Consider the following 26,806-nt stretch of genomic DNA (forward strand, 5'->3'; position numbering starts at 1 on the left):
GAGGCTAGGACAAAACACAACTTCTTTACTCAACATACGAATAATCATGTTATCAATAGGAGGATCATCGTCGCACCGTGAAAATATACGCGCTTTCCACGGGCACGGCCTCAGCTAACTTGGTAAAGAAAAACACGTTACCACGTGGAACTTCGGACTCGTGCTGTTCGCGCCGGAGTCTCGCTTATTTCAGATGCTAAATGAATGATTCTAATCAAAAAACGAGCGATAATTAATTTCAAATACGATACCGCCCCCTGAAGTTAGAGTAAAAAGTCTAACTTCAGGGGGTGTTTTTGTGGCTAAATATAGTGAAGAATTTAAAGTGAAGGTTGTCACCGAGTATATAGATGGAAATCTTTCATATCGTTCCTTAGCCAAAAAATATCATATGGGTAGCTTTACACCAATATATGAATGGGTGAAAAACTATGAACGTCACGGTATGGAGGGACTAGAACGAAGAAATACAAAGAAGGAGTATTCTGTTCAATTTAAATTAGATGCGATACAATTTATGTTAGAGACAGGTGCTTCTTATACAGAAACTGCTGTTCAATTTAAGTTGAGCACTTCGTCCATTGTTAAACTCTGGATGAAAAAATTTCGCAAACAAGGTAAGGAAGGCCTGGAATTAAAACAAAAGGGGGTAAAGGAAAAATTGGCTGGGCTGAGTCCAGTTGAGTACCGAACGCAATCCAGCCAATCAGCTGCATAGTATAAACTCTAACTTTTGGGGGTAACCACCTTATCGTTCGTTTTTGATTGTTTCTTCATTCTATTGTCTCAGCCTCTTTCATCCTTTATCTCGTTTTATTTTTATCTTTCGCTTCGTATCAAATTGTTGTTTAAAACTGCTTAATGCTTCTCTTGTTGAATCTAATCTTTCTACCGTTTTGTCATATTCTTCAGAAGCATAGCACATGAACAGCACATCAATTAAATGCAACTGAGCAATTCTAGAAGCTGTTGCACCACTTCTAAATGTTGCTTCTTTTGCAGCAGAAATATAAAGGTTTGTATCGGCAATACTAGCAACTGATGAGTTACCATATTTTGTAATGCTAATCGTATTACAATTATTATTATTGGCCATCTCTAGTAATTTTGTAACCTCAAAGGTATCACCTGAGAAGGAAATACCAATTACAACATCTTCCGATCCTTTATTAGCAATTGCAGTAGCCGCCATGTGTAGATCAGAAAATGAATGCACCTGCTTATTAACTCTGAGAAACTTCTGTTCTGCATCCTTCGCTGCAATATATGATGCTCCAAATCCTACAAATAAAATAGATCTTGCTCTAATTAATAATTGAACGGCTTCTTTTATCTGATCCATATTTAAAATGTCCACCGTGTCCTTTAATGTCTGTATCGTATTAGTGTTTACTTTCTCTATGATCTTTGCGTATTCCTCGTTGGGCTCGATATCTCGATAGCCTTCTGATTCATTCACTCTTAAATCTCCTGCAACACGTAGTTTTAATTCTTGAAAACCATTAAAACCAAGCGATTTGCATAGACGAATTACCGCAGCACTACTCGTTTCACTCTTCTCGCCTAACTGTAAAGCTGTAAGTAGTATAGAATCTTCCGGATGTAATAATATATAATTTGCTATTTTCTGTTCTGATGGAGGCAAACTGTTTATCATATCATTTAAGATAACCAATCCACCCTTCATTTGTGACATCTAATATCGCCCCCTACTTTAGATTTCGCATATTTGTAATCATCGTTGGAGTTATATTTTTCCCAAGGCTCAAATAACATCCTATCAAGGAACCCTGAGCTGGTAATAAAGTTGGTTGAACAATAGTTATATTATGTTCACCATTCATAATTCCTTCCTTCACTAGCGGTGGTAATATAGCATCATCCTGAAAGATTCCACCACATAAAACCGCTTTCACATATCGATTATCAGGAAAAAGCTTCTCATGAAGCGTTAGAATACTTAGCACTATCTCCTTTGCCGCATTTTCTATTATTTCTTTTGCAGGAATATCACCTGCCTTATATGCATTAAACACAAGTTTTGCCATACTTGCAATTATTTTCTTTGATTCAGCAGAAAAATAGATTTGATCGATAACCTCTCGAACATGTTTCGCATTAAAATAGTCATAAATCATTTCCAAGAGAATTGTTTCATGACTTCTTCCATCAAAAAACCTCAATGCGGCAGATATTCCATTTTTCCCAATATCATAGCCACTACCTTCATCTCCCAGTAAATGTCCCCAGCCACCTACTCGATCTTGCTTATGCTGATGATTTATTCCATAAGATACTGAACCAGTTCCGGAAATATGAACAATTCCTGGTTTCCCGAAAGTTCCAGAATACAATGCATTTAATGCATCCACTTCTACTTGTAGCCTACAATTATTTGGTATATAGAGAGAAATCAATTTATGTAATTGCTGCTGGGAATTCTTGCTTCCGGCACCAGCTATCCCAGCATACACCCCAGATACCTTATTAAACTCTTCTGGATATTCCCTTTTAAGATGAGCGAAAATAGATTTAAATGTATGCTCCAATGCTTCGGGTGAAACTGCATTGGGATTAGACGGTCCAGTAATATATTGAGTAATTGTATTACCATGCGAATCGGCCAAAATAGCATGTGTTTTTGTTCCGCCACCATCTATACCGATAACATTAACCAACTGTCCCACCTCACTCGCTTTATTGCTCATTTAATATAGCCATTGCTCTTCTTAAATTATTACTCGCGGCTTCAAGAATTTCAAAAGCCTTATTTGGCTCAATTTGAAATTTACTTACTAGAGTAGCTGCTTTTAAATTATTATTGCACTTCACTAATGCTGTTTTTGCTGTTTTTTCGTCTACATCTGCAATATCTTGGATGATAGATATTGTTCGATTTCTTAATTTTTCATTAGATGCTTGTACATCAACCATATAATTTTGATAAACTTTTCCTGATTTTATCATGGAGATCGTTGAAATCATATTTAAAACTAATTTTTGTGCAGTACCAGCTTTCAAACGGGTTGAACCTTGTACTATCTCCTCTCCAACGATTAATTCTATGGGAAAATCAACCAATTGGCTAATTGTAGAATTATCGGAACAAACCACTCCAGCTGTAGGAACATCCATTTTTTTCGCTTGCTTTATTCCCCCAATGACATAAGGTGTCTGTCCACTAGCTGCAACTGCTATTAATAGGTCACCCTCTGTCAATGTTTGACCGGCATCCTTTGCGCCACTTTCTTGACTATCTTCTGCATTCTCTACCGCATTCCTAATCGCTGTATCTCCACCAGCAATTAACCCTGTAAACAGATTTGGACTTACACCAAAAGTAGGTGGACATTCAGATGCATCAAGTACCCCTAATCTACCGCTAGTTCCAGACCCCATATAAACAACCTTGCCACCATTTTGTATGGTTTCTACTACTTTTGTAATTACTGGTTCAATTTGTGGAAATGCCTTTTCAACAGTATAAGGAACTGTTTTATCTTCTTGATTCATTATAAGTCATAATCTTACTAATAGACATTTCATCTAAATTCATCTTCTTAACCTCTCCCCCAATTATTATCTAGCAAATGTGGTACTATATTAACTTTATAGAATTTATTCAAGTTTTATGCACTTATTTTTACTATTCACGTATTGCTAACTCATGTAATTGTCATTACAAATTTTATATTTATTAATTCTATTTTCTGTTTTCTTTAAAGCCAAATTTGTCCCATGGTTGAAGGTAATCAATTAGAAATTGTTCCTCTTCACGAATTTTACCAACTATATTTGTTTTGTTAGATTTTTCCATATAAATTGATTTTTCGAATTTCAAAAACGCAAATCAGTGCTGCAATTAAGACAAATTAGTAGAAAGTTTCATATAATTGACGATAAAAGATAAAATAATTTCAATATATGGTATAAAGTTTCACTATAAAGATATTTTATTGACACTTAGTTTTACAATGACTATGATCAAACTATAGTAAGGAGGAACAATCGAGTGAAAATCGCAACAATTCGATTTAAGGAGTATTACGAGCAAGCAAGTACAACAGAACAAGGAATTATTTCATTTGTGATAAATCACCCAGAAGAAGTAGCAAAAATGACAATTTATCAATTAGCTGAGCACACTTTTTCATCACCTTCTTCTATTATTCGTCTCTGTAAAAAGAATGGTTTTTCAGGTTATAAAGAATTTTCTAAGTCACTATTATACGAGCAAGCTGTTAGAACCAGTTACAAGAATAAACAGATTGCTGATGTTAACAAAGTAGATAGTGTGAATGAAGTGGTTGATAAGGTGACCAATAAAAATATTTTATCACTAGAAGAAACGTCAAGTTTACTTGACATTAATGTCATAGAAGATTGTGTGAAATCAATTCATGATTGCGAAAAGATTGTGTTGTTTGGAATCGGTGCTTCGCTTATTGTTGCTAAGGATGCACAACTAAAATTTACTCGAATTAATAAAATGGTTTATGTTGCAGAAGACTGGCATACACAATTGTTAATGGCAAAAAATATGACAGACAATGACATCGGAATAGTTATTTCATATTCAGGAGAAACAGAGGAAATGATTCAATGCGCAAAAACAGCTAAAGAAAATCAAGCCAAACTTATTTCTATAACAAAATATGGAAGCGCAACCATTTCTGGAATATCTGATTATAATCTTTTTGTTGCAGCAAATGAGTATGTGTTTCGAAGTGGAGCAATGTCCTCTAGAATATCTCAGTTGAATCTAGTAGATATTTTATATACGAGTTATATGAATATTCAATACGAAGAATCAATTGCTATTCTAGAAAAAAATCAGATAAGAAAGGGGTCTAATCTCAATGATTAACCTTAATAATATGACAACGGAAAAACAAAATACGAAGACAATGAATTTGGATCAAATGTCTGTTATAGAAGCACTGAAAGTAATGAATCAAGAGGATCAACAAGTAGCCAAAGCAATCGAGCCTGTCTTACCAGCTATTGAGCAGGCGGTAAAATCTATAATCTCGTCTTTCGAAAGTAATGGGAGATTAATTTATATCGGTGCAGGAACAAGTGGACGTTTAGGTGTGCTTGACGCAGCAGAATGTCCACCAACATTTGGTACCCCCCCTGAAAAAGTGATTGGACTTATTGCTGGAGGTGAAAAGGCTTTTACAAAAGCAGTTGAAGGTGCCGAGGATAGTAGGACATTGGCAGAACAGGATTTAAAAGAGCTTCAATTGAAAGAAAATGACATTGTAGTAGGGTTAGCGGCTAGCGGTCGAACACCTTATGTGATTGGAGCACTAAACTATGCTAATTCGATTGGGGCAAAAACCGTCGCCATTGCTTGCAATCAACATTCTCCAATTGGAAAGGTTGCGACAGTTCCGATTGAAGTAACAACTGGACCAGAGGTGTTATCTGGTTCTACTAGGTTGAAAGCTGCTACTGCTCAAAAGTTGATTTTAAACATGCTTTCTACTATCTCAATGGTTGGAATTGGAAAAGTCTATAAAAATTTAATGGTAGATTTACAAACAACCAACCAAAAACTTGAAACAAGGGCTCTACGTATTGTGATGGCTGCTACGGAAGTAGATATGGAGACAGCAAAAGCCAAATTAAAAGAAGGAGAAGGAGATGTAAAATTAGCCATTACCATGATTTTACTAGGGAGTGATATAACAACTGCAAAAGCAAGTCTTGAAAAAGCAAATGGACATATAAGAAAGACAATACAATAAAAGATGAGAGAGGGGTTCTTATGGCGAATCAAAATGAGAAATTAATTGATCAGATAGTTAAACGAATTGGTGGAGAAGGTAACATCCAAGCAGCAACCAACTGTATGACCCGTTTACGTATTCGAATGAAAGATGAAGATAAAGTAGAAGTAGAAAGTTTAAAGGAATTGGAAGGTGTAATGGGTGTTGTTCAAGCTGAAACACTCCAAATAATTGTGGGTCCAGGGAAAGCTAAAAAGTTAGCGGATTTGCTATTGGAACGATATAAAGTGTCAGAAGATAGTGATGTATCTACTGATGACCATCAAAAGGTAACCGAAAATTGGCAGGACAATAAAGCTTCCATCAAGCAAAAACAGAAAAAAAGTAAACTAAAGTCTGCGCTTGAAACAATCTCTGGTATCTTCATTCCAATGATTCCTGCGATTATTGCAGCTGGTATTTTTAACGGATTTAGTAGCTTAATTGGTACATTACAAGGAGAAGGAACACTAACAAATGACTTTTGGGAAGCCATTCGATTGCTATTCTCGCTTATTGGAACAGGCTTTTTAGGATATTTTGCAATTTTTACTGGTGTAAATGCAGCAAAGCGATTTGGTGCAACCGAGGCACTGGGTGGTATGATTGGTGCCATATCAATAGCAGCACCAATCGTTGAACTTTCTCAACTTTTTAACCTCTATGATGCAGAGGAGCCATTAAATTCTATTTTAACAACAGGAAAAGGCGGTATCATAGGTGTTATTTTTGGTGTATTTCTTTTGGCAAAGATAGAAAAAGCGATACGTAAACGAATACCCGATGTATTTGATCTGATTGCTACACCCGTTTTAACACTTCTTATTGCCGTAGCTTTATTCGTATTCATTATAATGCCAGTATCTGGTGTATTATCTGATTGGCTCGTAAGTGCATTAAGTGTGATCATTGGTTCTGATAATACAGTAGTTAATATTATCTCGGGCTATATTCTGGCCGCAGTATTTTTACCCATGGTACTATTAGGTCTTCATCATGGATTAATTCCAATTTATGCGATTCAATTAGAAGCACTAGGAGGAGTTTCCTTATTTCCTGTACTCGCTATGGCAGGTGCTGGTGAAGTAGGAGCTGCCATAGCGATCTATTTAATTTGTAAAAAAGTAGGTAATCACCGAATGAAACAAATTATCGCAGGTGCTTTACCAGCTGGTTTGCTAGGTATTGGAGAACCATTGATTTATGGTGTTACTTTACCACTGGGTAAACCATTTATTACAGCAGGCCTAGGTGCTGGCTTTGGTGGAGCATATGTGATGATGACACACGTCATGGCGAATGCTTGGGGACCGTCAGGACTCGTAGCTATTCCATTAATGCAAGCAGATAAAATGATTCATTACGTAATCGGTATTTTTATTTCTTACATTTGTGGCTTTATAATTACACTATTATTTATAAAAAAGGAGGATGTAGCCAATGCATAATCCACTTGGGTTCTCTGTTTACACCTCAACCTTCGAAAAACAATTGCCAATGTTAAAGACTATAAACCGGAAAAATACCCTTGTTTTTACTTCTTTACATATTGCAGAAGAGGTAGACGATGACTATGTGAACAAAACAAAAGAAATGTGCCATTGGTTATATCAGAATGACTTTAATATTATCGCTGATGTTTCTCCGAAAACATTAGCGATATTCGAGCAGAAAGATATACTTTCACTTGTAAAAGATTTACATATTTCTGTACTGCGTTTGGATTACGGTTTTAATGAAAGAGAAATCACACAATTAGCAAAGAAGATTCCTATCGCTTTCAATGCCTCGACCTTAGATGTATCTGTTCCATTGCCACTAGAAGGGAAGTTGTTATATGCGATGCATAATTTTTATCCGCGACCTGAAACAGGATTAGATGAGAAGCTATTTGAAACAAAGAATCAAGCTATCAAACAAAAAGGATCTGTCCAAATAATTGCTTTTATACCAGGTGATCAAGCATTACGAGGTCCAATTTATGAAGGTTTACCGACTCTAGAGAAGCATCGCGGCTGGCCACCTTACTTAGCTTATCTTGATTTGATAACAAAAAGTTTGGTTGATCAAGTATTCTTAAGTGATGTACAAATCTCATCAGAACAGTTAAAACTAATTGAAGACTACCAATCAGATGAGATTATCTCTGTTCCAGTATCATTTACGGATAATTACGATTACTTATATAATCAAGTATACACCATTCGCATTGATTCACCACACGGTTTAATACGATTGCAAGAATCGCGAGGTTATGCGAGTCAAGGAGAGAAAATCATATCAGAGCACTGTTCAGAAAGATTCAGAGGAAAAATCACTATCGATAATGAGAAATACAAACGATACTCTGGAGAAATACAAATCATGCGTGAAAATTATCCAAAAGATGAGCGAGTAAATGTTGTTGGAGAGATTAACGAGATGTACCTGCCCATTGTAGACTGTATTAAGAACGGTGATAGCATTCGATTTGTTCCATTTTAGTATGATAAAGAAATCACACCATAGCAGTTTCAATTATTTGGGAAGTATAAAATAATATTCCTAATTAAAACATAGTAGCCATCGTAAAGTTGTTGGCGTATGTAATGTACCTATTAATATGAAAATAACCATTGCCAAGCTGTTAGATGTACCAGTTGACGACATTCACATTACATTTGCTGGCCTAAATCATATGTCATACGGAATGGACGTACATGTGAATGGAAAATCGAGGTTGCAAGAAGTGATTGCATTACTAGCTAATCCAGAAAATCAATTATCGATGAAAAATATTACACCAATACCATGGGAAGAAGAATTTCTAAAAGGACTAGGAATGATCCCGTCCCCATATCACAGATATTATTATAAAACTGGAGAAATCCTAGAAAAAGAGTTAGAGGAATACCGTCAAGGCAAAACAAGAGCCGAGGTGGTAAAGGAGTTGGAAAATCAATTATTCGAACTATATAAAGATACAAGCCTAAATATCAAGCCACCACAGCTTGAACAACGAGGCGGTGCTTATTATAGTAATGTAGCATGCGACCTTATTTCCTCCATTCATAACGACAAAGGGGATATTCAAACCTTAAACGTTATAAACAATGGAGCCATTTCCAATCTACCTAATGATACGGTTGTTGAAGTCAATTGTGTCGTTACTAAGAATGGACCGATTCCGCTAACAGTAGGTGCACTGCCTCCTTCAATAAATGGACTTATTCAACAAATAAAGTCATTTGAGCTTGCTGCTATTGATGCTGCAATATCTGGCTCATCTCAAAAAGCATTGCTAGCGCTTTGTATAAATCCATTGGTTACGAGTGATCTAAAAGCTAAACAAATAATGGAAGAATTATTAGCAGCACATAAACATTATTTACCGCAATTTAATAATTAATCGTGAAAATAGAAACATGCTTGAAAAGAAACGTATATTTCGATTCAGGCATGTTTTCTTCTATATACTTCCTACAGAATCTCTATAAATAATCTGATGAGGAATTATTATTCTTTTTTCTGGTTCATCTTTTGACTTCGTTTTTTCGATTAGCGCTTTTGCAGACTGTGCACCTAGTTGATATATTTGAATATCGACAGTGGTTAACGCTGGGCTTGTCATTTCCGATAAATATACATTGTTAAAGCTTACTAATGAAATATCTCTTGGAACCTGCAGCCCTAGTTCTTCCAAAGTACTTAATACACCGAGACTCATTAAATCATCACTAACGACAATACCAGTCGGTCGTACCTCAAGTGATAATAACTTAGCAACGGCTTCTCTTCCACCAGATTTAAGAAATTCCGTATGGATTAAGTAATCCTTTCGAACAGCTAGGTTTGCTTCTAGTAACGCATTCCCATATCCAGCTTCTCGATCTCTCGTTACAAATAAATCTCTCGATCCACCGATAAATGCGATTCGCTCATGTCCTTCATTTATGAGATGTGCAGTAATTTCTTTTCCCGCTGTGAAATTATCATTATCTACATGCGTAATTTCATTAATATGCTCATATGGCTTTCCTACGATTACAAAGGGAAAGCGCTTTTCTCGTAAAAAACTCATAATTCGATCGTTTACACGCGAATATAGCAATATGATCCCGTCGACATAACTGCCATACACCATTCGTTCTACCTCAGCAAAATTTTCATCCTCTGTTTCACCGCTGGAAAGTGTCATTGAATATTGCATTTGATGAGTGATTGAACCAATTCCCCGAAGAACTTCCGGAAAAAAAGGATTCTGTAGTGCTTTATCAGCAGAGGAAGGCATGACTACCCCTATTGCTTTCGTAGACTTAGCAACCAAGTTGCGAGCATTAACATTAGGATGATAGCCTAATTCCTTCATCGCTTTTCTTACCTTCTTTTTTGTATCAGGACTAATTCGTGGATTATCAGCAATTACCCTAGAAACAGTCGAAGGTGATACACCTGTTACTTTAGCCACATCTTTAATTGTTACCACAGTATTCACACACCCTCTGTCTCCGTTTACTTTTAAAAATGCATTAATAGTAGCCTAGCTAGTTTATTTAACTTATTATAACAAACTAATTACATATTGTGGATGAAATTAAATTTCTTTAACCTACCCTTTGGTAGCCCCAGAGGTTAGTCCAGAAATTAAATATCGCTGTAAAAGTAAAAATACGAATGCAATTGGTACAGCTATCAGTATTGAACCAGCAGCAAAACGAGTGAAATTAGTGGAAAATTGATCATTAATAAAATTATATAAGCCTAAAGCTAATGTATACTTTTCTGGACTAGTTAATACGATACGTGGCAATAAAAAGTCCATAAAAGGTGCCATAAAGTTAAACAAAGCTACTACTGCAAGAATCGGCTTAGCTAATGGCAACATAACTGTCCAGAATATCCTTAAATGTCCTGCTCCATCTATTTTTGCAGCTTCATCCAACTCCTTAGGAATCGTATCAAAATAACCTTTTACTAACCACACATTAAATGGTATTTGTCCTCCAAGATATATTAACATAAGCCCATATAACGAATCGGTCAAACCAATTGTGTTTAACAAAATATAAAGTGCTACCATCCCCATTAATGCAGGAAACATTTGTAAAAGCAAAAACATATATAACCCATATTTTCTTCCCAAAAATGTATATCGTGAAAATACATATGCTATTAACGAAGTAATAATGACCGAACCGACCGCATTAACTATCGCGACATATAGACTGTTTTTATACCAAATGATATAGTCACTATTCGGGTCAGTAAATAACCATTTATAATGTTCTAATGTTGGAGATTCAGGAAATAAATCCGTGACCAACATATTTGAGCCTGGGTTGAGACTCATCATTAATGCCCAAAATAAAGGATAACCAATAATTACGAACATCATAAGAAAAAATACATAAATGAGTGCTACCTCTACTTTCGATTTTTTCTTTGGTGACATAGCCATTAATAACGTCCCTCCTCTTTAAAGGATGCCGTTTTTCTAAACTGGAAAAACGCAAATGCAGAAATAATGATTCCCATTATAATTGTAATTGCAGCAGCCATATTGTAATTATTTGTTTCAAATGTAAGTTTATAGACCCAAGAAATCAGTATATCCGTCCCTCCTGCATTTTGACCACGAACAGCTGGATTCCCTTCATTGAATAAATAAATAATGTTAAAGTTATTAAAGTTTCCTGCATATTGCATGATTAATAACGGTGCTGTTGCGAATAGTACATGAGGCAATGTAATGTGACGAAACTTTTGCCACCGAGTTCCGCCATCTACGTCAGCCGCTTCATACATGTCTTGAGGCACGCTTTGAAGCACTCCTGTAAATAAAGCAAATACAAACGGAAAACCAAGCCAGGTTTGAATCATAATTAATGCTATCTTTGCCCAGAATGGATCCGAAAGCCAAGGAATCATGATTTCAAATTGACTTAAGATATCTCGATTAATGGCACCAAAAGTCGGGTTAAATAAGGCAGAAAAAATTAGAATCGATACAAATGCTGGTACTGCCCACGGTAGAATTAAAATCGTTCGAATCGTTCGCTTATATTTAATTCGCTTGTCATTAACGAGTAATGCTAAAAACAATCCTAAAATAATTTGGAAAGTTGTAGCCACTACTGTCCAAACTACTGTCCAAGTGAATACACTTAAGAATGTATCTTTCCAAATACCTACATTAGCTAAATCCACAAAATTATCAAAGCCAATCCAGCTTAATAAGTGTCGTGGTGGAGCATTGTATTGATTATAATCAGTAAATGCTAATGCCAACATAAACAATAACGGTACTACCACGATAAATAAAAGCAATAGTAAACCAGGAAGAATCATAAAGTATGGGAAGCCATTGTTATAAAAGGCTGCTACGCCTTGAATTAAAGTCGGATTTGGTCTATTATTCTCCCTAGCTATTGCATCTGATCTAGCATCTTTCAAATTGAAAGCATAGATAGCAATTCCAAATCCTAAAATAATTAGTGAAATTAACCCTTGTATTAGTAGTTGAATAGAATGATGATCTCGAGGAATTGTTCCCAAAGTGAATAATCCCCATATTCCAATATCAATATAATGCCATGTTGTAACCAAGAATGATACCGTCACAATCAAAAAGATAATACTTTTCAGAAAACGACGATTATATAATTGCCCTAATCCTGGAATAATGGATAAAATCGTAGCAATATTACGAGGTTTTTTTATCCAGGTACCGCTACTACTATCATTTGTTGCCATTCCAGTCTCCTCCTATATTTCACAAATCACTTGGTAACTCTAAAAATCTTGAGGCTGGGACAAAAGTGTTTTGACCCAATAAAAAAAATGATGGTTCGTACAACGAAGCTCTTCGAAAACACTTCGCTTTGTGCGGACAACTGATGAGACTTCTCAAGCTAATACATTGTGATGCCTTTCTTACCGTGGAAGTCTACGTATGTTTCAGAAGCTGGCGTGGTTTATCCCGCATATAACTGGCAGTAAGTCCCTCACTTCAAGCAATAATGTGAAACCAATATGGATTAAGTGGGAAATCAACTGCCAGTAAATGTCCGATTGGTTCTAGGGCCTTTAGGTCGTACCCTTGTGGTACTAACCATCAGTGGGGGATACACAAAACCCTTACTGATTAAATTTTCCCTTTATTGTTCGTTTTTAGTCCATTTTTGTTATGTCCCAGCGTCTTGTGCCTAATTTGCTCCAGATGCGTCTATCTGCCCCTGAATCGTTTCAACGGCTTCATCCAAGACATCTTTCACTGGTTCCCCTTTAGAGATAAAATTTAATGCATCATTAATTGGGTCCCAAACTTGCTGCATAGCAGGAACACTTGGCATAGGTTCACCATACTGCGTTTGTTCCGCAAATGCTGAAAAGATCGAATCATCCGCAATTACTGGATCTTCCATCGCATCATCACGAGCAGGAATCTCTCCAGCAACATCGTAATAAATCATCGAATTTTCATAGTTGGTAATATAAGCCATTAAGTGCTCTGCCCACTCCTTATTCTCGGAATAATAAGACAACATATAGAATTTAACTCCTACAAATGACTTCGGATTTTCTCCATTCTCTAAAACAGGTAATGGAGCTGCACCCAGGTCATCACCTAAAGCTTCCGAGTATTCTCGTACCATCCAAGGTCCATTGATAACAGTTGAAACTTTTCCTTCTTGGAATAAACCATTCATAATATCTGGAGTCAGATCTTGAGGAATATAGTTATTATCAAACCATTTTTGTACAAGTTCCCCTCCTTTTACAGATCCTTCATTAGCTAATCCAATATCTGAAATATCATAGTTACCAGCTTCATTCCTAAAAACATATGCTCCATTTCCAGAAAAGAAAGGATAAACAAAATAGAAGTTAGCTGCTTCCATTAAGAATCCAAATTCATCACTACTTGTATCTGTATCTCTCTCCGCAATTGACATAATATCTTGCATTGTTTCCGGTGTCTGTTCTACTAACGATTTATTATAGAACATTGCATACGTCTCAATGACGGCAGGATATCCCCAATAGTTATCTTCATACTGTACAGCTTGTAAAGCGGTATCGGTGTAATCGCTTTCTTTATTTCCGAAATTGACTGGTTCTACTAATCCCCTAAGTACTAAATCACCAATTCTATCATGTGGTTGAAAAATGATATCAGGTCCGTTCCCAGCAGGTCCTTCCACGTCCAGTTTTTCAACCTGCTCCAACATATCCACTGGAACCATGTCTACTTTAATACCTGTTTCTTCCGTATAATTTTTCGTAATTTGCTTAACTGCTTCTTGTTGTTTTTCCTCTGCATTCACCCAAAGTTTCAGAGAATCTGGTTTTTCCGGCATTTCATTCTCTGCGGCTTTCCCATCGTTGCTAGAGTCTTCCTTTGGTTGATCTGGTCCACAAGCGACTAGAATCCCAGCCACTACTACCAATACAAATAAATAAATGAAGCTTTTTTTCACCCTGTACTCCTCCTAAATTTATTAATTTGAAAGATTGCATTTTTAATGAAAACGTTTGCGCAATCTTTGTATATTAATTATACAGATTCTCTTTAAAAACACAACTGAAATTTAGAAACTTCATATTATTTACTCTTCTAATAATATAGCGCTTACATTATTAAATAAATAATGTTAAGATAATCGATAAAGTGAATCTTCAACCTGTTGGGGTTTTGTTTATCCCCCGCTTCCCTATATTGTTTTCATTTTATTGGTTGAAGTGTGGTCTTATCGTCAGTTATATATGGGATAAACATTCCTTAAATTTTCGTCTTATTTTTAAAATAGCGCAAACGATTGTACAAAGGAGGAGAAAAATGCACAAAGAAGCTATCTATCACCGACCAAAAAATAATTTCGCCTATGCATATGACTGTGATACATTACATATTTTCTTGCAAACAAAAAAGAGTGATATACAATCCATTGATCTTATCCATGGTGATCCTTATGATTGGATAGATGGTCAATGGCAGACAACCATAAAACCGATGGAAAAATCAGGCTCTACTCATTTCCATGATTTTTGGTTTACACAAGTAAAACCTACATTCCGAAGAATGCGTTATGCTTTCATTTGTTCTGACGATGAAGAATCCTATATTTACAGTGAGGGAGGATTTTTTACACATCCTCCTAAAGACATAGCTCATTATTTTTGTTTTCCATACTTGAACAAAACAGATGTTTTCAACCCACCTGACTGGGTTAAGAAAACAATATGGTACCAGATATTCCCTGAACGTTTTGCAAATGATAATGAGAAATTAAATCCTAAGGGAAGTTTACCTTGGAATTCAACCTGCCCTAGCCCCACTAATTTTTTTGGAGGAGATTTCCAAGGAATAATTAACCACCTTGACTATTTAGAAGCATTAGGAATTAATGGAATATACTTGACACCGATTTTTAAAGCGCACTCAAATCATAAGTACGATACGATAGATTACATGGAAATTGATCCACAATTTGGAGACAAGAAGCTGTTTCGTGAATTGGTTAAAAAATGTCATCAGCGTGGAATAAAAATAATGCTCGATGCTGTCTTTAATCATAGTGGATTTTACTTTCCTCCGTTCCAGGATGTACTAGAAAAACAGGAGCAATCAAGTTATACGGATTGGTTTCATATAAAAGATTTTCCTATCCGTACGGAACCAGTACCAAATTACGATACGTTTGCTTTTGTATCGACAATGCCCAAATTAAATACAGAAAACGCTGCAGTACGAAATTATTTATTACAAGTGGCTCGTTATTGGATTAAGGAATTCGACATTGATGGCTGGCGCTTAGACGTTGCTAATGAAATTGACCATTCTTTCTGGAGAGACTTCCGTCGTACAGTTAAAGAGGCCAAACCAGATGCCTATATTTTAGGTGAGATTTGGCATGATTCAATGCCTTGGCTACATGGAGACCAATTTGATGCAGTTATGAATTATCCATTTACAAACAGTGTCATTGATTTTTTTGGCAAAAATGAAATAAAAGCATCTGACTTTACAGCGTCAATTTCAACATTACTGCATATGTACCCACGAAATATTAATGAAGTAGCCTTTAATCTCTTGGATAGTCATGACACGCCTCGCGTGTTAACATTAGCAAATGGTAATGTAGAAAAAGTAAAATTAATGTATTTATTTCAACTATCATTTGCGGGAACACCCTGCATTTATTACGGTGATGAAATTGGCATGCAAGGTGGTGAAGATCCTGGATGTCGCTCATGTATGGAATGGAACACCAACAGGCAAAATCTTGAACTATTTCAATTCATTCAAACACTCATCACATTGCGAAAAACAGATCCCCTTTTTGGCAATTATGGTAATTTCAGATTTATTTATGATGATAATGAAGCAAATCTTATTTGCTATGAAAAAAGGAATATAAATAGGCGCCTAGTTTTTATTTTACACGCAGGAAAAATGAAAACAAAGCTTAGCATCCATTCTATCATGGACGAGACTAAATCTATTAGTGAATGGTTCCTATCAAAACAAGGAATGATCAGGAAAGCATTGGATTCTAAAACCGATCCATTAATAATACAGCCACTTAGCTATCGTATTTTTGAAATGTAATAATTTTTTAAAATTTTCTCTTGACAGTCTATTTACTTTCTAAGATAATGAGTACAATCAAAACTTCATAATTTACCTATCGAGAGTCAGGGGAGGAAACTGGTCCATTGATCCTGCGGCAACCATACTCATTCAAAAAGAGTAATACGGTGCTAAATCCAGCAAACGAAAGTTGTTTGAAAGATGGGAACTGTAATGTATAAGCCAATCAAACCTCTTTCAATCTGAAAAGAGGTTTTTATTTTTTTCTCTAACTATTTTGGTGATTTAAAAGGAGGGATCAGATGGCACAGATCGATGATACGAAAATAAACGATATTATTTCAGCAATTCAAAGGGTCGAGTTTGGATCATTAGTAATTACGGTTCATGAAGGAGAGGTTACACAAATTGACACAACGGAGAAAAAACGCTATCCATTAAAACCAAAAGTAAAGAGAAAGTGATAGGAAAATAATTCTTTCACTTCTTTCATTATTACTCCACTTTGTTCGTATGTTGCGCTTATTGGAACACCAATGGCCATATTTGCAAAGTCGAAGTAAAGCTACTTAAATAACTTTCGCTTATGCTGATTAGACGACTAAAGGCACCCACTTGAAGAAGAATATATTCTTCGTATTAGTAGGGTGTCTTTTTTTAAATAAAAATTGGAAAGGAGTGTGATGAGAGATGGATTTATTAACTGAATTAGATAGAAGAATCCTTATTGGTGATGGTGCAATGGGGTCTTTACTTTATTCCTATGGAGTGGATCACTGCTTTGAAGAATTAAATCTTACATTAGAAGAACAAATTGCACAAATTCACCAAGCATATATTCATGCTGGTGCTGATTTAATTCAAACAAATACGTATGGTGCCAATTATATTAAGCTCGCCAGATATGGATTAGAGGATCAAGTAAAAAAAATCAATACAGCCGCTATAAAAATAGCAAAGCAAACGGCTAGTGAGGATGTATTTGTGCTTGGAACGATTGGTGGTATACATGGTACACAAACACTTCAAGCCACGAATGATGAAATTAAGAGAAGCTTTAGAGAACAGTTATATTGTTTACTATTGGAGGGGGTAGACGGTCTAATCTTAGAAACCTACTACGATCTAGAAGAGTTGACAACTGTACTTGAAATAGCTAGAGAAGAGACAGCGCTACCAATTATAGCGAATGTATCCATGCATGAGGCAGGTATACTACAAAACGGCATCCCTTTACCAGAGGCATTACAACGGTTACAAAACACAGGAGCAGATATTGTCGGAATTAATTGCCGCTTAGGTCCATTTCATATGCTTGATTCTTTAAAGGAGGTCCCTTTACTAGAAAGGTCATTTCTTGCAGCTTATCCAAATGCTAGTCTTCCTGCATATCGTGACGGAAAACTTATCTATGAAAATGAGCCAGATTATTTTAAAAGCTGTGCCAAAGATTTTCGTAATGAAGGGGTAAGGCTTCTTGGAGGATGTTGTGGAACAACTCCCGCCCATATTCAAGCAATTGCAGAGGGCGTTAAAGATTTAGAGCCGTTACAGGAAAAAGAAGTAATTCCTAAAGCAGAACCGATTGAAATTCGTAATAGTCCAATAGATAAAGAGCCCCGCTTAATAGATATGGTAAAGCAAAGACATTCTATTATCGTTGAATTCGACGCACCGAAACACTTAGATACGGAGGAGTATTTGGAAGGGATTAGAGCTTTAGATAAAGCAGGTATTGATGCAATTACACTTGCTGACAATTCATTGGCAACACCTAGAATCAGCAATATAGCAATCGCTGCAAAAATCAAACAGGAAATCGGTATCAAACCACTCGTGCATTTAACTTGTAGAGATCGCAATTTAATCGGATTGCAATCACATCTAATGGGATTACATGCACTTGAGATCAATGAAATCCTAGCCATTACTGGAGACCCTACTAAAATAGGAGATTTCCCTGGGGCAACATCGGTTTTCGACCTAACATCACTTGACTTAATTAAACTCATAAAACAATTTAATCAAGGTTTGTCATTCTCTGGTAAATCACTTAGACAACCTACTAAGTTTCAAGTTGGTGCGGCCTTTAATCCCAATGTTGCAAGACTAGATAAAGCTGTTAAGAGAATGGAAAGAAAAATAGATCGAGGTGCTGATTACTTTCTAACACAACCAATATACAGTAAAGAAAAAATTATCGAGCTTGCCGAAGAAACACAGCATATAGATAAGCCAATATATGTAGGCATTATGCCATTGACATCAACCAAAAATGCAGAATTCCTGCACAATGAAGTACCAGGAATTAAAATGCCAGAAATTATTCGGCAACGAATGAAAAACGTAGCAGTAGATAAGCAACAGTCCATCAAGCAAGGAATTGAGATTGCAAAGGAATTGCTTGATACTGCGCTAACACATTTCCAAGGCATCTATTTAGTAACCCCATTTATGCGTTATGACATCAGTATACAATTAGTAAACTATATCCATAAATCTTTAGAGATAAACCATTCATCAATGATGAAACGAATATAACCAAAATACAAATTACAGGAGGAAAAAGAATGACATTTACTGCAATTAGCTCTAACTTAGGTTACCCAAGAATTGGAGAAAAAAGAGAATGGAAACGAGCGCTGGAAAGCTTTTGGAAGGAAGAAATTACAAAAGAACAATTAATTAAAGAAACAGATAAAATCAGGTTAAAAAATTTGAAAAAGCAACAGGAGCTTGGCATTGATCTAATACCAGTTGGTGACTTCTCTTTCTATGATCATGTGCTTGACACATCAGCAATGTTCGGTGTTATTCCAGAACGTTTTTCTTACAATGGTGGAAAGGTTGATTTAGAAACCTATTTTGCTATTGCCCGTGGAACTAAAGATGCTGTTGCTTCAGAAATCACCAAGTGGTTTAATACGAACTATCATTATATTGTTCCCGAATTGGAACATGCACAGCCTATACTAACAGAAAATCGTCCACTTGCTTTTTATAAGGAAGCAAAAGAAGAATTAGGTATCGACGGTAAACCTGTAATCTTAGGCCCAATCACATATTTAAGCTTAGCAAAGGGGTATAAAGAGGAAGAATTCGATGAATTACTGGATGTGTTTGTTCCATTGTATCTGCAAATATTGGAGGAATTAGAATCAGCAGGAGCTACATGGGTCCAGATAGACGAGCCTATCTTTGGAACCAAATTAGATGATGCAGTGATTCAAAAAGCAAAAAAAGTCTATACGCAATTCTGCGAAGCAGCACCAAAACTAAAACTCATTTTACAGACATACTTTGAACATGTGATCAATTATGAATCTATTATTGAATTCCCTGTTGCAGCAATCGGTCTTGACTTTGTTCATGGTGATAGCTTACAACTAATTAAGCAGTTTGGTTTTCCTAAAGATAAAGTATTAGCTGCTGGTATTATTAATGGTCGAAACGTTTGGCAAGAAAACATAGCAGATAAGCTTTCTATTATTGAAGAAATAAAATCAATTACGACTATTCAAGATATTATTTTACAGCCTTCCTCTTCCTTATTACATGTACCGGTAACGAAAAAGCTAGAAGTGGATTTAAATCCAGATATAAAAGCTGGCTTATCCTTTGCTGACGAAAAGCTTGAAGACATTACTACACTTACAAAGGGCTGCAACGATGGAGAGCATAGTATTGCCACTAAAATAAAAACGAACCAAGAACAGCTTGCGCGCTTTAATAGTTCAGCATTGCGAACAAATGACCAAGTTAGAAAAGAGCTTCAGAGCCTAGATACTTCCGATGCAAAGCGGCCATTACCGTTCAATCAGAGGATTAAAAAGCAGCAACACGAATTAAAACTTCCATTATTACCAACGACGACAATTGGGAGCTTACCACAAACTCCAGTAGTAAGAAAAACAAGAACAAAGTGGCGCAAAGGGGAAATATCTAATGAAAAATACGAGCAATTTATAAAAGATAACATCGATAAATGGATTACTATTCAAGAGGAGCTTGAGCTTGACGTTCTAGTTCATGGCGAGTTTGAACGAACTGACATGGTTGAATACTTTGGTGAAAAACTAAATGGTTTTGAGGTCACAGCATTTGGTTGGGTGCAATCGTACGGTTCCCGTTGTGTAAAACCACCTTTGATTTTTGGTGATGTATCCTTTAATAAGGCAATGACAGTTAAGGAAAGTGTATATGCACAATCGTTAACAGAAAAGCCAGTGAAAGGAATGCTAACTGGACCTGTCACTATTTTAAATTGGTCCTTTGTCCATGATGACGCTCCACGTTTTACGATACAAAACCAGATAGCTCTGGCACTGCGAAAAGAGCTTGAAGCACTTGAAGAAAATGGTATTCAAATTATTCAAGTAGATGAGCCTGCCTTACGTGAAGGGTTACCGTTAGATGAAAGGAAATGGGAAGATTATTTAGAAGCAGCAGTTTATGCTTTCGGCTTAGCAACTTCAGCTGTGAAAGATAGCACACAAATTCATACGCATATGTGCTATTCAGAATTCCATGATATCTATGAAACCATTGATGCATTAGATGCAGATGTCATTTCTATTGAAACATCAAGAAGTCATGGGGAGATGGTAACTACGTTTGAAGAGAATACGTACGAAAAAGAAATTGGACTCGGTGTATATGATATACATAGTCCCCGAATACCTGCAAAGTCGGAGATTATACAGAATATTAATCGTGCATTACAGACCATTCCTCCAAAGCAATTCTGGATAAATCCCGACTGTGGATTAAAAACAAGAAATGAGGAAGAGACCATTGGAGCCTTAAAAATAATGGTTGAGGCTGCTGCCGATATACGAAAGGAGCATTTAAGTTACCAAAAGAACTAATTTACATGAAGGAATTGGAATAAAAGTAATGAAGAAACAACAAAAACGAACAATAATTAGATCGAATTAATTATTGTTCGTTTTTTGATCAGAATACATTCATCTAGTACCTGAAATATGCGAGACTCTCCTTGAAAATGAAGAACGCTTTTTCAGCACATACTTTAAAATTGATGAAGACGTCTGATTTTTATCCCACATATAACCGGCAGTAAGCCCCGCTTCAAGCAACAAGGTGAAACCAATATGAATAAGAGGGGGATCAACTGCCAGTAAATGTCCGATTAGTTCATCTAACAACTAGTGGGTTAATAAACCAAACACCCCACGGATGAAAGTTTCACTTGATGTTCTTACTTCTTCAGGTTTTTCTACAAATATTAAATCCCATTCTTTTCTGTTCATTCCTTTTTGATTATTTTCGTCAGCAATATGTTTGGATGCACATGGAGAAAGTCGTAGAAGCTGCAAAACCTCGAAAAAAACCAATTTCTAATAGTAACTGTGATATGGAATGGCAACAAGAACTATGTAAAAGGTTGATTTAATGGAACAAGAATTTAATTCAATATATTTTTAGTTTCTCCTTCAAATGTAACGAATTACTTAAAAAGTAGAACAAAAGTGCAAGCACCCGATTAGAAACGTATAAGAAAAACTGAGCAAAATTCGCTCAGTCCTTATCACTAAATGCTCCGATTTACGCTTCCTCTAGTAGCTATTATGGAATAATAGCTACTGCTTGCTTGACCACCACTCCGGCTGCCCACTTCTCTTTCCGTGGGGTTTGTCCTTCAGCTAACTTTTTTAGCAAAACCCGCTCAAAAAAGTGGATCTTCAGGTCAAACATTTCCCACAGGAGTTGAAGTAGCCGGCCTTCGCTATTATCAGGCTCTACAACGCTAGCATGAAGTAACACAGCTGCTTTTATACTCACGGATAGCGATTTTCACTTTACCCATTGTAAAAAAAGTCAACCTATTACTTATGACAAGAATTGTTGCAACTTCGCATAGCGGAGACTAATTACGTAGACTCCTGCGGGATTAGCGCGAGCCGAAAATCCACTTTGCAACGTGTTCTTCTTTGCAAAGTTAGTTGAGGCCGTGCCCTCGGAAAGCGAAGTAATTAGTCGGAGCATTGCCAATATACATCAAACATTTCAAAATAACTACTCGGCTTAACGCAGTCATTGCACTGATTTTATACTTTCTTAACTTATAAAAAAAACGATTCCTGATAATCTCAAGAATCGCATTATATCCATATTTATATCTGATGCTGGTGAGAGGATTCGAACCTCCGACCCCTTCATTACGAGTGAAGTGCACTACCAGCTGTGCTACACCAGCAAATTCATAATGAATATGATACTACCATTTCTATTTTTCTTCAAGTCTCTTGCTTAACCCATGTTTTTCCTTTAATCAGAAAAAAGTTTACTGGATTTACCTATCGATAAGAACTATAAAACATGTAAAGAAATAGAGTGATGTTTACGATTAATAATCTGATTAATGATTTTTAGTATGAGAAAAGCATATTCAATTATAGGGAAAAATTTTTAATGGGGCTGGACAAATCACAACTTCTTTACTTAAAATACGAATAATCTTTTTAGCAGTAAACTCCCAAGTAATAAAGTGAAGCCAATATGGATAAGTATAATCTTACTAAAAATTATTACTGAAACGTTTTCTTTTTTTATACGTTATTAAATACAGGAGGCGATTTAAATCGAGAAAATTATTCTTTATTTTATGTCTGTTCATGTTTTTAGTGGGGTGTTCTAATGAACAAGAGGAGGCAGAAACAGCGAAGAAGAACAAAAGCCAAGAAAACTCCTCCTTTCAAGAACAACTAGAGAATTTAATGGATGAAAATGAATTTAAATATGAAGAAATAATTGACCTTGATATAATTGATGATTATATTTACAGTGTTACTGTCAATTTCAATGGAGGATTGGATTTAGCTATAATAAAAAATAATAATGGTACGTTAAAGTGGATTGCTGGATCTGGTGACGCTACCATTTTGCAATATGAAGATTCGAGATATGTATATCTTATAAAACCTGATGATCCTGAGGTGAAGCAAGTAAATGTGTTTGATGTGCCAGTTAAATCAGTAACCTATTACCATCAACAAACAGAAAGTTACACGAGAGAGATAAAATACTGGATAGCTTACACTGAAAAAGAACCAGCACCGTCTGTGGTTGAATACATTAAAAATTAAATAAAACACGTATTCTCGTACTATTCCCTTTATTTCCTAGACTATGAAAAAGAATAGGGCTTTTCCGAAGCTTTGGTGAAAAGGCATTAGTGAGCCCCTATTGTGGGTAAGCACCATGAGGCTCACCAGCCGTCCACGGAAAGGGAGTATATATCCAGAGCAGCTTCGTCACACGAATCATCATTTTCAGTTGTTCGTTTTTTTCTTCCTCATTTTCTTCTTCGCTTATTCGCTTTTATTTTTCCTTCTAGCGATCATTTCTGTAACCACATTCGGACTTGGCCCCCCTGTAATGCTCCTTCTTTCCACAAAACAAATAGGATCAACAATCATGTCCCAAGCCTCGTTAGAAAGCGTTACATCTTCAAGCCAATCATTCACTTGATCGACGGGGATTTCGTACAATTCTTTATCAAGGTTCAACGCTTTTTTTGCTATCTTACTCGCTTTCTGATGCGCTCTCCGAAAAGGAATTTGATAGTCACGAGCTAATACATCGGCTAATTCTGTTATAGTGATCATATGATTCTTAGCCTGTTGAATCGCCTTTTCTTGGTCAAAATCCATTGTTACGATAACCGCTCGCATTAATTTAAGAACTCGTAAAGCTTTTTGATAGCCTAGATATAGATGAGGTTGCAAATCATCCTCCGTATCATTAATATCTCCATAAGGCGTATTGTGAATCATATGAATAACAGTCATCCCCTCTCCAGCCGCACTACTAGCAATTGCACGTGAATGTTCCATCGAAACTGGATTTCTTTTTTGAGGCATAATACTGCTTACCTGCACATATGCATCTGACACTTTTAGCAATCCTACCTCTTTAGATGCCATTCTTAAAAACTCTTGAATCCACCTACCACAATTCGTCATTAGACTAATTAAAGCTTGTGCCGACTCCATTAAATAATCGCCTGTACCAATGGCATCATAAGAGTTCTCAATTAATCCATCAAAGTGCAGAAGCTCCATCACCCGTTCTCGATTAATTGGAAAACCAGTGGTCGTTATAGCCGCTGCTCCCATCGGAGACTGATTAACTGTTCGATATGCTTGTTCTAATCTTTTAATATCTCTTTGAAGATTATCGTATATCGCCAGTAAATAATGCCCAAAAGTAGTGGGCTGGGCAGGTTGCGTATGTGTGTGTGCAGGCATAATTGAATTTACATGTAACTCTGCTTGATATAATAATGCTTCCGCTAATTTTTTTGCTGCCTCGATTGACTGATTAATATAATCTCTAATGACAATACGATACATCGCCTCTCCCATATCGTTTCTACTTTTTGCGATATGCATTTTACCAGCCAATTCCTCTCCAATTATCTCTCCAATTTTTGATTCAACTAGAAAAAATAAATCTTCGTAAAGAATCGAATATTCTATTTCATCCTTATTGATCGACTCCACTTTTGCTATTCCATCTAGTATACGATCAGCGTCATTTCCGCTAATGATCCCCTGTTCTTTTAGCATAATTGTGTGAGCTTTATGGATCATAAACATAGCATGAAATAAATATTTTTTTTGGTCATCAAAAACAGGCTTTAGTAATTCTGTTATATATGTTTTTCCGGGGAAGCCAACACCTTCATCCATTTCAAATTGCTTTACAAAATCCATATTCATACACCTCTATATTTCAGTAAATTTACAATGTATTCTCTGTTTTCACACCGAGAAATTTATATGAAATAAACATCACGATTGCAATTAGTCCAACCTGAATCATTCCGTAGGCAGATGCCTGTCCTATATTGAACATCCTTAATTGATTCATAATTTCTATTGAAATTGGTCGATTATCTAGTGTATATAACAGGACTGAAGTAGGAAATTCTCCAACTGCCTGTACAAAAGCCAACAATGTACCACTAAGTACGCCTGGCATAATAATAGGTATGACAACACGTCTAAATGTATAGAACCATTTGGCTCCAAGATTTTGAGCAGCTTCTTCTATAGAGTCATCCATTTGTTCTAAAACAGCAGTTGTTGATCGAACAACCAATGGAATAAATCGTACAAAATAAGCTAATGGTAAGATCCAAAACGTGCCAACTAAAATTTTTCCAAATGAAAAAGCTGAAGGTTCGTTAAATGCAAGAATTAAATTCATCCCCACAACTGTAGCGGGTAATGCCCATGGAATCATAACTAATATATCCAAAAGATTCTTTCCAATAAATTTACGTTTAACCAATGCATATGAAGTTATGATTCCAAATACGAATACACCTAAGCATGCCAAAAGAGACATCACCATACTGTTTCTAACTGGATCCCATATATTTGGATCCTCAAATAACAGGATGAAATTTTCTAAACTGAATGCTGTTGGGTACGTTTGCCATGTCCAAGCTCCCTCTGGCACGAGCGATAAAATAAGTAAAGTAGCATGTGGCAACAGTAAAACGATCATTGCTAGAATCCCTAAAGTTACCATGCACCATTTTAATACAGGGTTACTTACTTCACTTCGGTGAGCTCCTATCCCTTTACTAGCCATTCGATAGTCTTTCCTATCTTGATACCAGCGCATAAATAGCAAGAATGATATGGAGACAACTGACAAAATAACCGATTGAGTAGCAGCCATTTCGAGGTCCCCATTGATTTTAGAAAAGTATATTTGCAAGCTTAGAACTCGAAAGCCGCCTGCCAGAAGAAATGGGGCACTGAATGACGCCATTGAAACCATAAATACCAATAATGAAGCTGCTACTAAACCTGGTGTTAACAATGGAAATGTAACTTTCCAAAAAACTTTAAACTTATTTGAACCAAGATTATACGCGGCTTCCTCCAAAGAAGGATCGATATTGTTTAACGCTGACGATGTCGTCATATAAAAGTATGGATACATCGTATAAGCGTGTACGATCAAGATTCCAGTTATTCCGCCAATGCTAAATGGAACCTCTGATAGATTTAGTACATCTTTAATAGCATTTGGAACAAGTCCTGCTTCTCCATATAAATACATAAATGCCATTACCCCAACAAGAGAAGGAAGTACTATTGGCATTATTGCAATATTAGAGAAAAATTGGCGTCCAGGAAAATCATACCTATTAAATATATAAGCCAAGGGGATTCCTATTAATGCACTTAAAAGTACAGATAAAAGTGAAATGTAGACAGAATTCCATAATGCTTCAAAATTTGCAGCAGATTTTTCTCCAAAAAAATCCGAATAGTTTTCTAATGAGAAAACACCATTTTTCTTAAAACTTTCAAGTAGTGTCTCAATTGAAGGATAGAGGACAAACCCAATTAAAACTAAAATAACCGGTATTAATAAAAGTAATGTTTTCCTTTTTTCAGCGTTTAGCATTTCA

Annotated in this window: 20 protein-coding genes, 1 tRNA gene, 2 pseudogenes and 1 riboswitch; of the genes and pseudogenes, 11 read left to right on the forward strand and 12 right to left on the reverse strand. The window is 36.0% G+C overall.

Annotated elements, in window-relative coordinates:
• The first annotated feature begins 298 nt into the window (after positions 1–298).
• Positions 299–718, forward strand: a complete 420-nt coding sequence (locus tag D9782_RS21650) for a helix-turn-helix domain-containing protein (protein ID WP_121605707.1) — start codon at positions 299–301, stop codon at positions 716–718.
• Positions 719–796: 78 nt separating this feature from the next.
• Here D9782_RS21650 and D9782_RS21655 read toward each other — a convergent pair whose 3' ends face one another.
• From D9782_RS21655 to D9782_RS21670, 4 genes and pseudogenes are all read right to left on the reverse strand, one after another.
• Positions 797–1,696 carry a MurR/RpiR family transcriptional regulator gene (locus D9782_RS21655; RefSeq protein WP_034679317.1) on the reverse strand — a complete coding sequence of 300 codons (900 nt, stop codon included), beginning with the start codon at positions 1,694–1,696 and terminating at the stop codon, positions 797–799.
• A gap of 13 nt (positions 1,697–1,709) precedes the next feature.
• Positions 1,710–2,708 carry an N-acetylglucosamine kinase gene (locus D9782_RS21660; protein ID WP_080668717.1) on the reverse strand — a complete coding sequence of 333 codons (999 nt, stop codon included), beginning with the start codon at positions 2,706–2,708 and terminating at the stop codon, positions 1,710–1,712.
• A complete protein-coding gene (gene murQ / locus D9782_RS21665) occupies positions 2,698–3,513 on the reverse strand; it encodes an N-acetylmuramic acid 6-phosphate etherase (RefSeq protein ID WP_121605708.1) in 816 nt (271 codons plus the stop codon). The genes D9782_RS21660 and murQ (D9782_RS21665) overlap by 11 nt, the downstream gene beginning before the upstream one ends.
• 190 nt (positions 3,514–3,703) lie before the next feature.
• Positions 3,704–3,817: pseudogene (locus tag D9782_RS21670) on the reverse strand (phospho-sugar glycosidase domain-containing protein); the annotation flags it as partial.
• Positions 3,818–4,012: 195 nt separating this feature from the next.
• On the opposite strand from D9782_RS21670, the gene D9782_RS21675 reads away from it, so the two are divergent.
• The 5 genes and pseudogenes from D9782_RS21675 to D9782_RS21695 form a co-directional block, all read left to right on the forward strand.
• Positions 4,013–4,867 carry a MurR/RpiR family transcriptional regulator gene (locus tag D9782_RS21675; RefSeq protein WP_121605709.1) on the forward strand — a complete coding sequence of 285 codons (855 nt, stop codon included), beginning with the start codon at positions 4,013–4,015 and terminating at the stop codon, positions 4,865–4,867.
• Positions 4,860–5,753, forward strand: coding sequence for an N-acetylmuramic acid 6-phosphate etherase (murQ, locus tag D9782_RS21680; RefSeq protein ID WP_121605710.1), 894 nt, complete (start codon positions 4,860–4,862; stop codon positions 5,751–5,753). The genes D9782_RS21675 and murQ (D9782_RS21680) overlap by 8 nt, the downstream gene beginning before the upstream one ends.
• Before the next feature lie 20 nt (positions 5,754–5,773).
• Positions 5,774–7,222, forward strand: coding sequence for a PTS transporter subunit EIIC (locus tag D9782_RS21685; RefSeq protein ID WP_121605711.1), 1,449 nt, complete (start codon positions 5,774–5,776; stop codon positions 7,220–7,222).
• Positions 7,215–8,258: a MupG family TIM beta-alpha barrel fold protein gene (locus D9782_RS21690; protein WP_121605712.1), complete on the forward strand. Its 1,044-nt coding sequence runs from the start codon at positions 7,215–7,217 to the stop codon at positions 8,256–8,258. Before D9782_RS21685 ends, D9782_RS21690 begins: the two co-directional genes overlap by 8 nt.
• Before the next feature lie 79 nt (positions 8,259–8,337).
• Positions 8,338–9,162 (forward strand): annotated as a pseudogene (locus D9782_RS21695) (6-phospho-beta-glucosidase); the annotation flags it as partial.
• A gap of 60 nt (positions 9,163–9,222) precedes the next feature.
• Here D9782_RS21695 and D9782_RS21700 read toward each other — a convergent pair.
• From D9782_RS21700 to D9782_RS21715, 4 genes are all read right to left on the reverse strand, one after another.
• Positions 9,223–10,239, reverse strand: coding sequence for a LacI family DNA-binding transcriptional regulator (locus D9782_RS21700; RefSeq protein WP_121605714.1), 1,017 nt, complete (start codon positions 10,237–10,239; stop codon positions 9,223–9,225).
• A 123-nt stretch (positions 10,240–10,362) separates the two neighbouring features.
• Positions 10,363–11,205, reverse strand: a complete 843-nt coding sequence (locus D9782_RS21705) for a sugar ABC transporter permease (protein WP_121605947.1) — start codon at positions 11,203–11,205, stop codon at positions 10,363–10,365.
• A 5-nt stretch (positions 11,206–11,210) separates the two neighbouring features.
• Positions 11,211–12,506 carry a carbohydrate ABC transporter permease gene (locus D9782_RS21710; RefSeq protein WP_121605715.1) on the reverse strand — a complete coding sequence of 432 codons (1,296 nt, stop codon included), beginning with the start codon at positions 12,504–12,506 and terminating at the stop codon, positions 11,211–11,213.
• Between the two features lie 452 nt (positions 12,507–12,958).
• Positions 12,959–14,233 (reverse strand): sugar ABC transporter substrate-binding protein, encoded by a 1,275-nt coding sequence (locus tag D9782_RS21715; protein ID WP_121605716.1) that lies wholly within the window; start codon positions 14,231–14,233, stop codon positions 12,959–12,961.
• A 359-nt stretch (positions 14,234–14,592) separates the two neighbouring features.
• Here D9782_RS21715 and D9782_RS21720 point away from each other — a divergent pair, with 359 nt between their 5' ends.
• The 4 genes from D9782_RS21720 to metE all read left to right on the forward strand — a co-directional run bounded on the left by D9782_RS21720 (position 14,593) and on the right by metE (position 21,215).
• Entirely contained in the window at positions 14,593–16,365 is a 1,773-nt protein-coding gene (locus D9782_RS21720; RefSeq protein ID WP_121605717.1) for a glycoside hydrolase family 13 protein, read from the forward strand.
• A 73-nt stretch (positions 16,366–16,438) separates the two neighbouring features.
• Positions 16,439–16,555, forward strand: a riboswitch (SAM riboswitch).
• A gap of 94 nt (positions 16,556–16,649) precedes the next feature.
• Positions 16,650–16,811, forward strand: a complete 162-nt coding sequence (locus D9782_RS21725) for a YezD family protein (RefSeq protein WP_080668636.1) — start codon at positions 16,650–16,652, stop codon at positions 16,809–16,811.
• A 226-nt stretch (positions 16,812–17,037) separates the two neighbouring features.
• Positions 17,038–18,888: a bifunctional homocysteine S-methyltransferase/methylenetetrahydrofolate reductase gene (locus tag D9782_RS21730; RefSeq protein WP_121605718.1), complete on the forward strand. Its 1,851-nt coding sequence runs from the start codon at positions 17,038–17,040 to the stop codon at positions 18,886–18,888.
• Positions 18,889–18,917: 29 nt separating this feature from the next.
• Complete coding sequence (gene metE / locus D9782_RS21735; RefSeq protein ID WP_026680400.1) at positions 18,918–21,215, forward strand: 5-methyltetrahydropteroyltriglutamate--homocysteine S-methyltransferase; 2,298 nt, start codon at positions 18,918–18,920, stop codon at positions 21,213–21,215.
• Between the two features lie 721 nt (positions 21,216–21,936).
• On the opposite strand, the gene D9782_RS21745 is transcribed toward metE, so the two are convergent.
• Together D9782_RS21745 and D9782_RS21750 are read right to left on the reverse strand one after the other, a co-directional pair.
• Positions 21,937–22,152 carry a hypothetical protein gene (locus tag D9782_RS21745; RefSeq protein WP_121604397.1) on the reverse strand — a complete coding sequence of 72 codons (216 nt, stop codon included), beginning with the start codon at positions 22,150–22,152 and terminating at the stop codon, positions 21,937–21,939.
• A 342-nt stretch (positions 22,153–22,494) separates the two neighbouring features.
• Positions 22,495–22,567, reverse strand: a tRNA-Thr gene (locus tag D9782_RS21750).
• A 418-nt stretch (positions 22,568–22,985) separates the two neighbouring features.
• On the opposite strand from D9782_RS21750, the gene D9782_RS21755 reads away from it, so the two are divergent.
• On the forward strand, positions 22,986–23,456 hold the full coding sequence (locus D9782_RS21755; protein WP_121605720.1) for a hypothetical protein: 471 nt from the start codon (positions 22,986–22,988) through the stop codon (positions 23,454–23,456).
• Positions 23,457–23,681: 225 nt separating this feature from the next.
• Here the strand turns inward: D9782_RS21755 and argH are convergent, their stop codons facing one another.
• Both argH and D9782_RS21765 read right to left on the reverse strand, forming a co-directional pair.
• Positions 23,682–25,088 carry an argininosuccinate lyase gene (gene argH, locus D9782_RS21760; RefSeq protein ID WP_121605721.1) on the reverse strand — a complete coding sequence of 469 codons (1,407 nt, stop codon included), beginning with the start codon at positions 25,086–25,088 and terminating at the stop codon, positions 23,682–23,684.
• Positions 25,089–25,116: 28 nt separating this feature from the next.
• Positions 25,117–26,802 (reverse strand): ABC transporter permease, encoded by a 1,686-nt coding sequence (locus D9782_RS21765; RefSeq protein ID WP_121605722.1) that lies wholly within the window; start codon positions 26,800–26,802, stop codon positions 25,117–25,119.
• Positions 26,803–26,806 lie beyond the last annotated feature (4 nt).

Source organism: Virgibacillus sp. Bac332, from assembly GCF_003667785.1.
GTDB classification, from domain to species: Bacteria; Bacillota; Bacilli; order Bacillales; family Amphibacillaceae; genus Virgibacillus; species Virgibacillus salarius.

Bases quoted from the DNA above. Each gene is read 5' to 3' on its own strand.
- D9782_RS21720 (WP_121605717.1), top strand. From the start codon at position 14,593: ATGCACAAAGAAGCTATCTATCACCGACCAAAAAATAATTTCGCCTAT.
- D9782_RS21710 (WP_121605715.1), bottom strand. From the start codon at position 12,506: ATGGCAACAAATGATAGTAGTAGCGGTACCTGGATAAAAAAACCTCGT.
- D9782_RS21655 (WP_034679317.1), bottom strand. From the start codon at position 1,696: ATGTCACAAATGAAGGGTGGATTGGTTATCTTAAATGATATGATAAAC.
- D9782_RS21705 (WP_121605947.1), bottom strand. From the start codon at position 11,205: ATGTCACCAAAGAAAAAATCGAAAGTAGAGGTAGCACTCATTTATGTA.
- murQ (WP_121605710.1), top strand. From the start codon at position 4,860: ATGATTAACCTTAATAATATGACAACGGAAAAACAAAATACGAAGACA.
- D9782_RS21725 (WP_080668636.1), top strand. From the start codon at position 16,650: ATGGCACAGATCGATGATACGAAAATAAACGATATTATTTCAGCAATT.
- D9782_RS21730 (WP_121605718.1), top strand. From the start codon at position 17,038: ATGGATTTATTAACTGAATTAGATAGAAGAATCCTTATTGGTGATGGT.
- D9782_RS21765 (WP_121605722.1), bottom strand. From the start codon at position 26,802: ATGCTAAACGCTGAAAAAAGGAAAACATTACTTTTATTAATACCGGTT.
- D9782_RS21660 (WP_080668717.1), bottom strand. From the start codon at position 2,708: ATGAGCAATAAAGCGAGTGAGGTGGGACAGTTGGTTAATGTTATCGGT.
- D9782_RS21685 (WP_121605711.1), top strand. From the start codon at position 5,774: ATGGCGAATCAAAATGAGAAATTAATTGATCAGATAGTTAAACGAATT.
- D9782_RS21690 (WP_121605712.1), top strand. From the start codon at position 7,215: ATGCATAATCCACTTGGGTTCTCTGTTTACACCTCAACCTTCGAAAAA.
- metE (WP_026680400.1), top strand. From the start codon at position 18,918: ATGACATTTACTGCAATTAGCTCTAACTTAGGTTACCCAAGAATTGGA.
- D9782_RS21755 (WP_121605720.1), top strand. From the start codon at position 22,986: ATGTTTTTAGTGGGGTGTTCTAATGAACAAGAGGAGGCAGAAACAGCG.
- argH (WP_121605721.1), bottom strand. From the start codon at position 25,088: ATGGATTTTGTAAAGCAATTTGAAATGGATGAAGGTGTTGGCTTCCCC.
- murQ (WP_121605708.1), bottom strand. From the start codon at position 3,513: ATGAATCAAGAAGATAAAACAGTTCCTTATACTGTTGAAAAGGCATTT.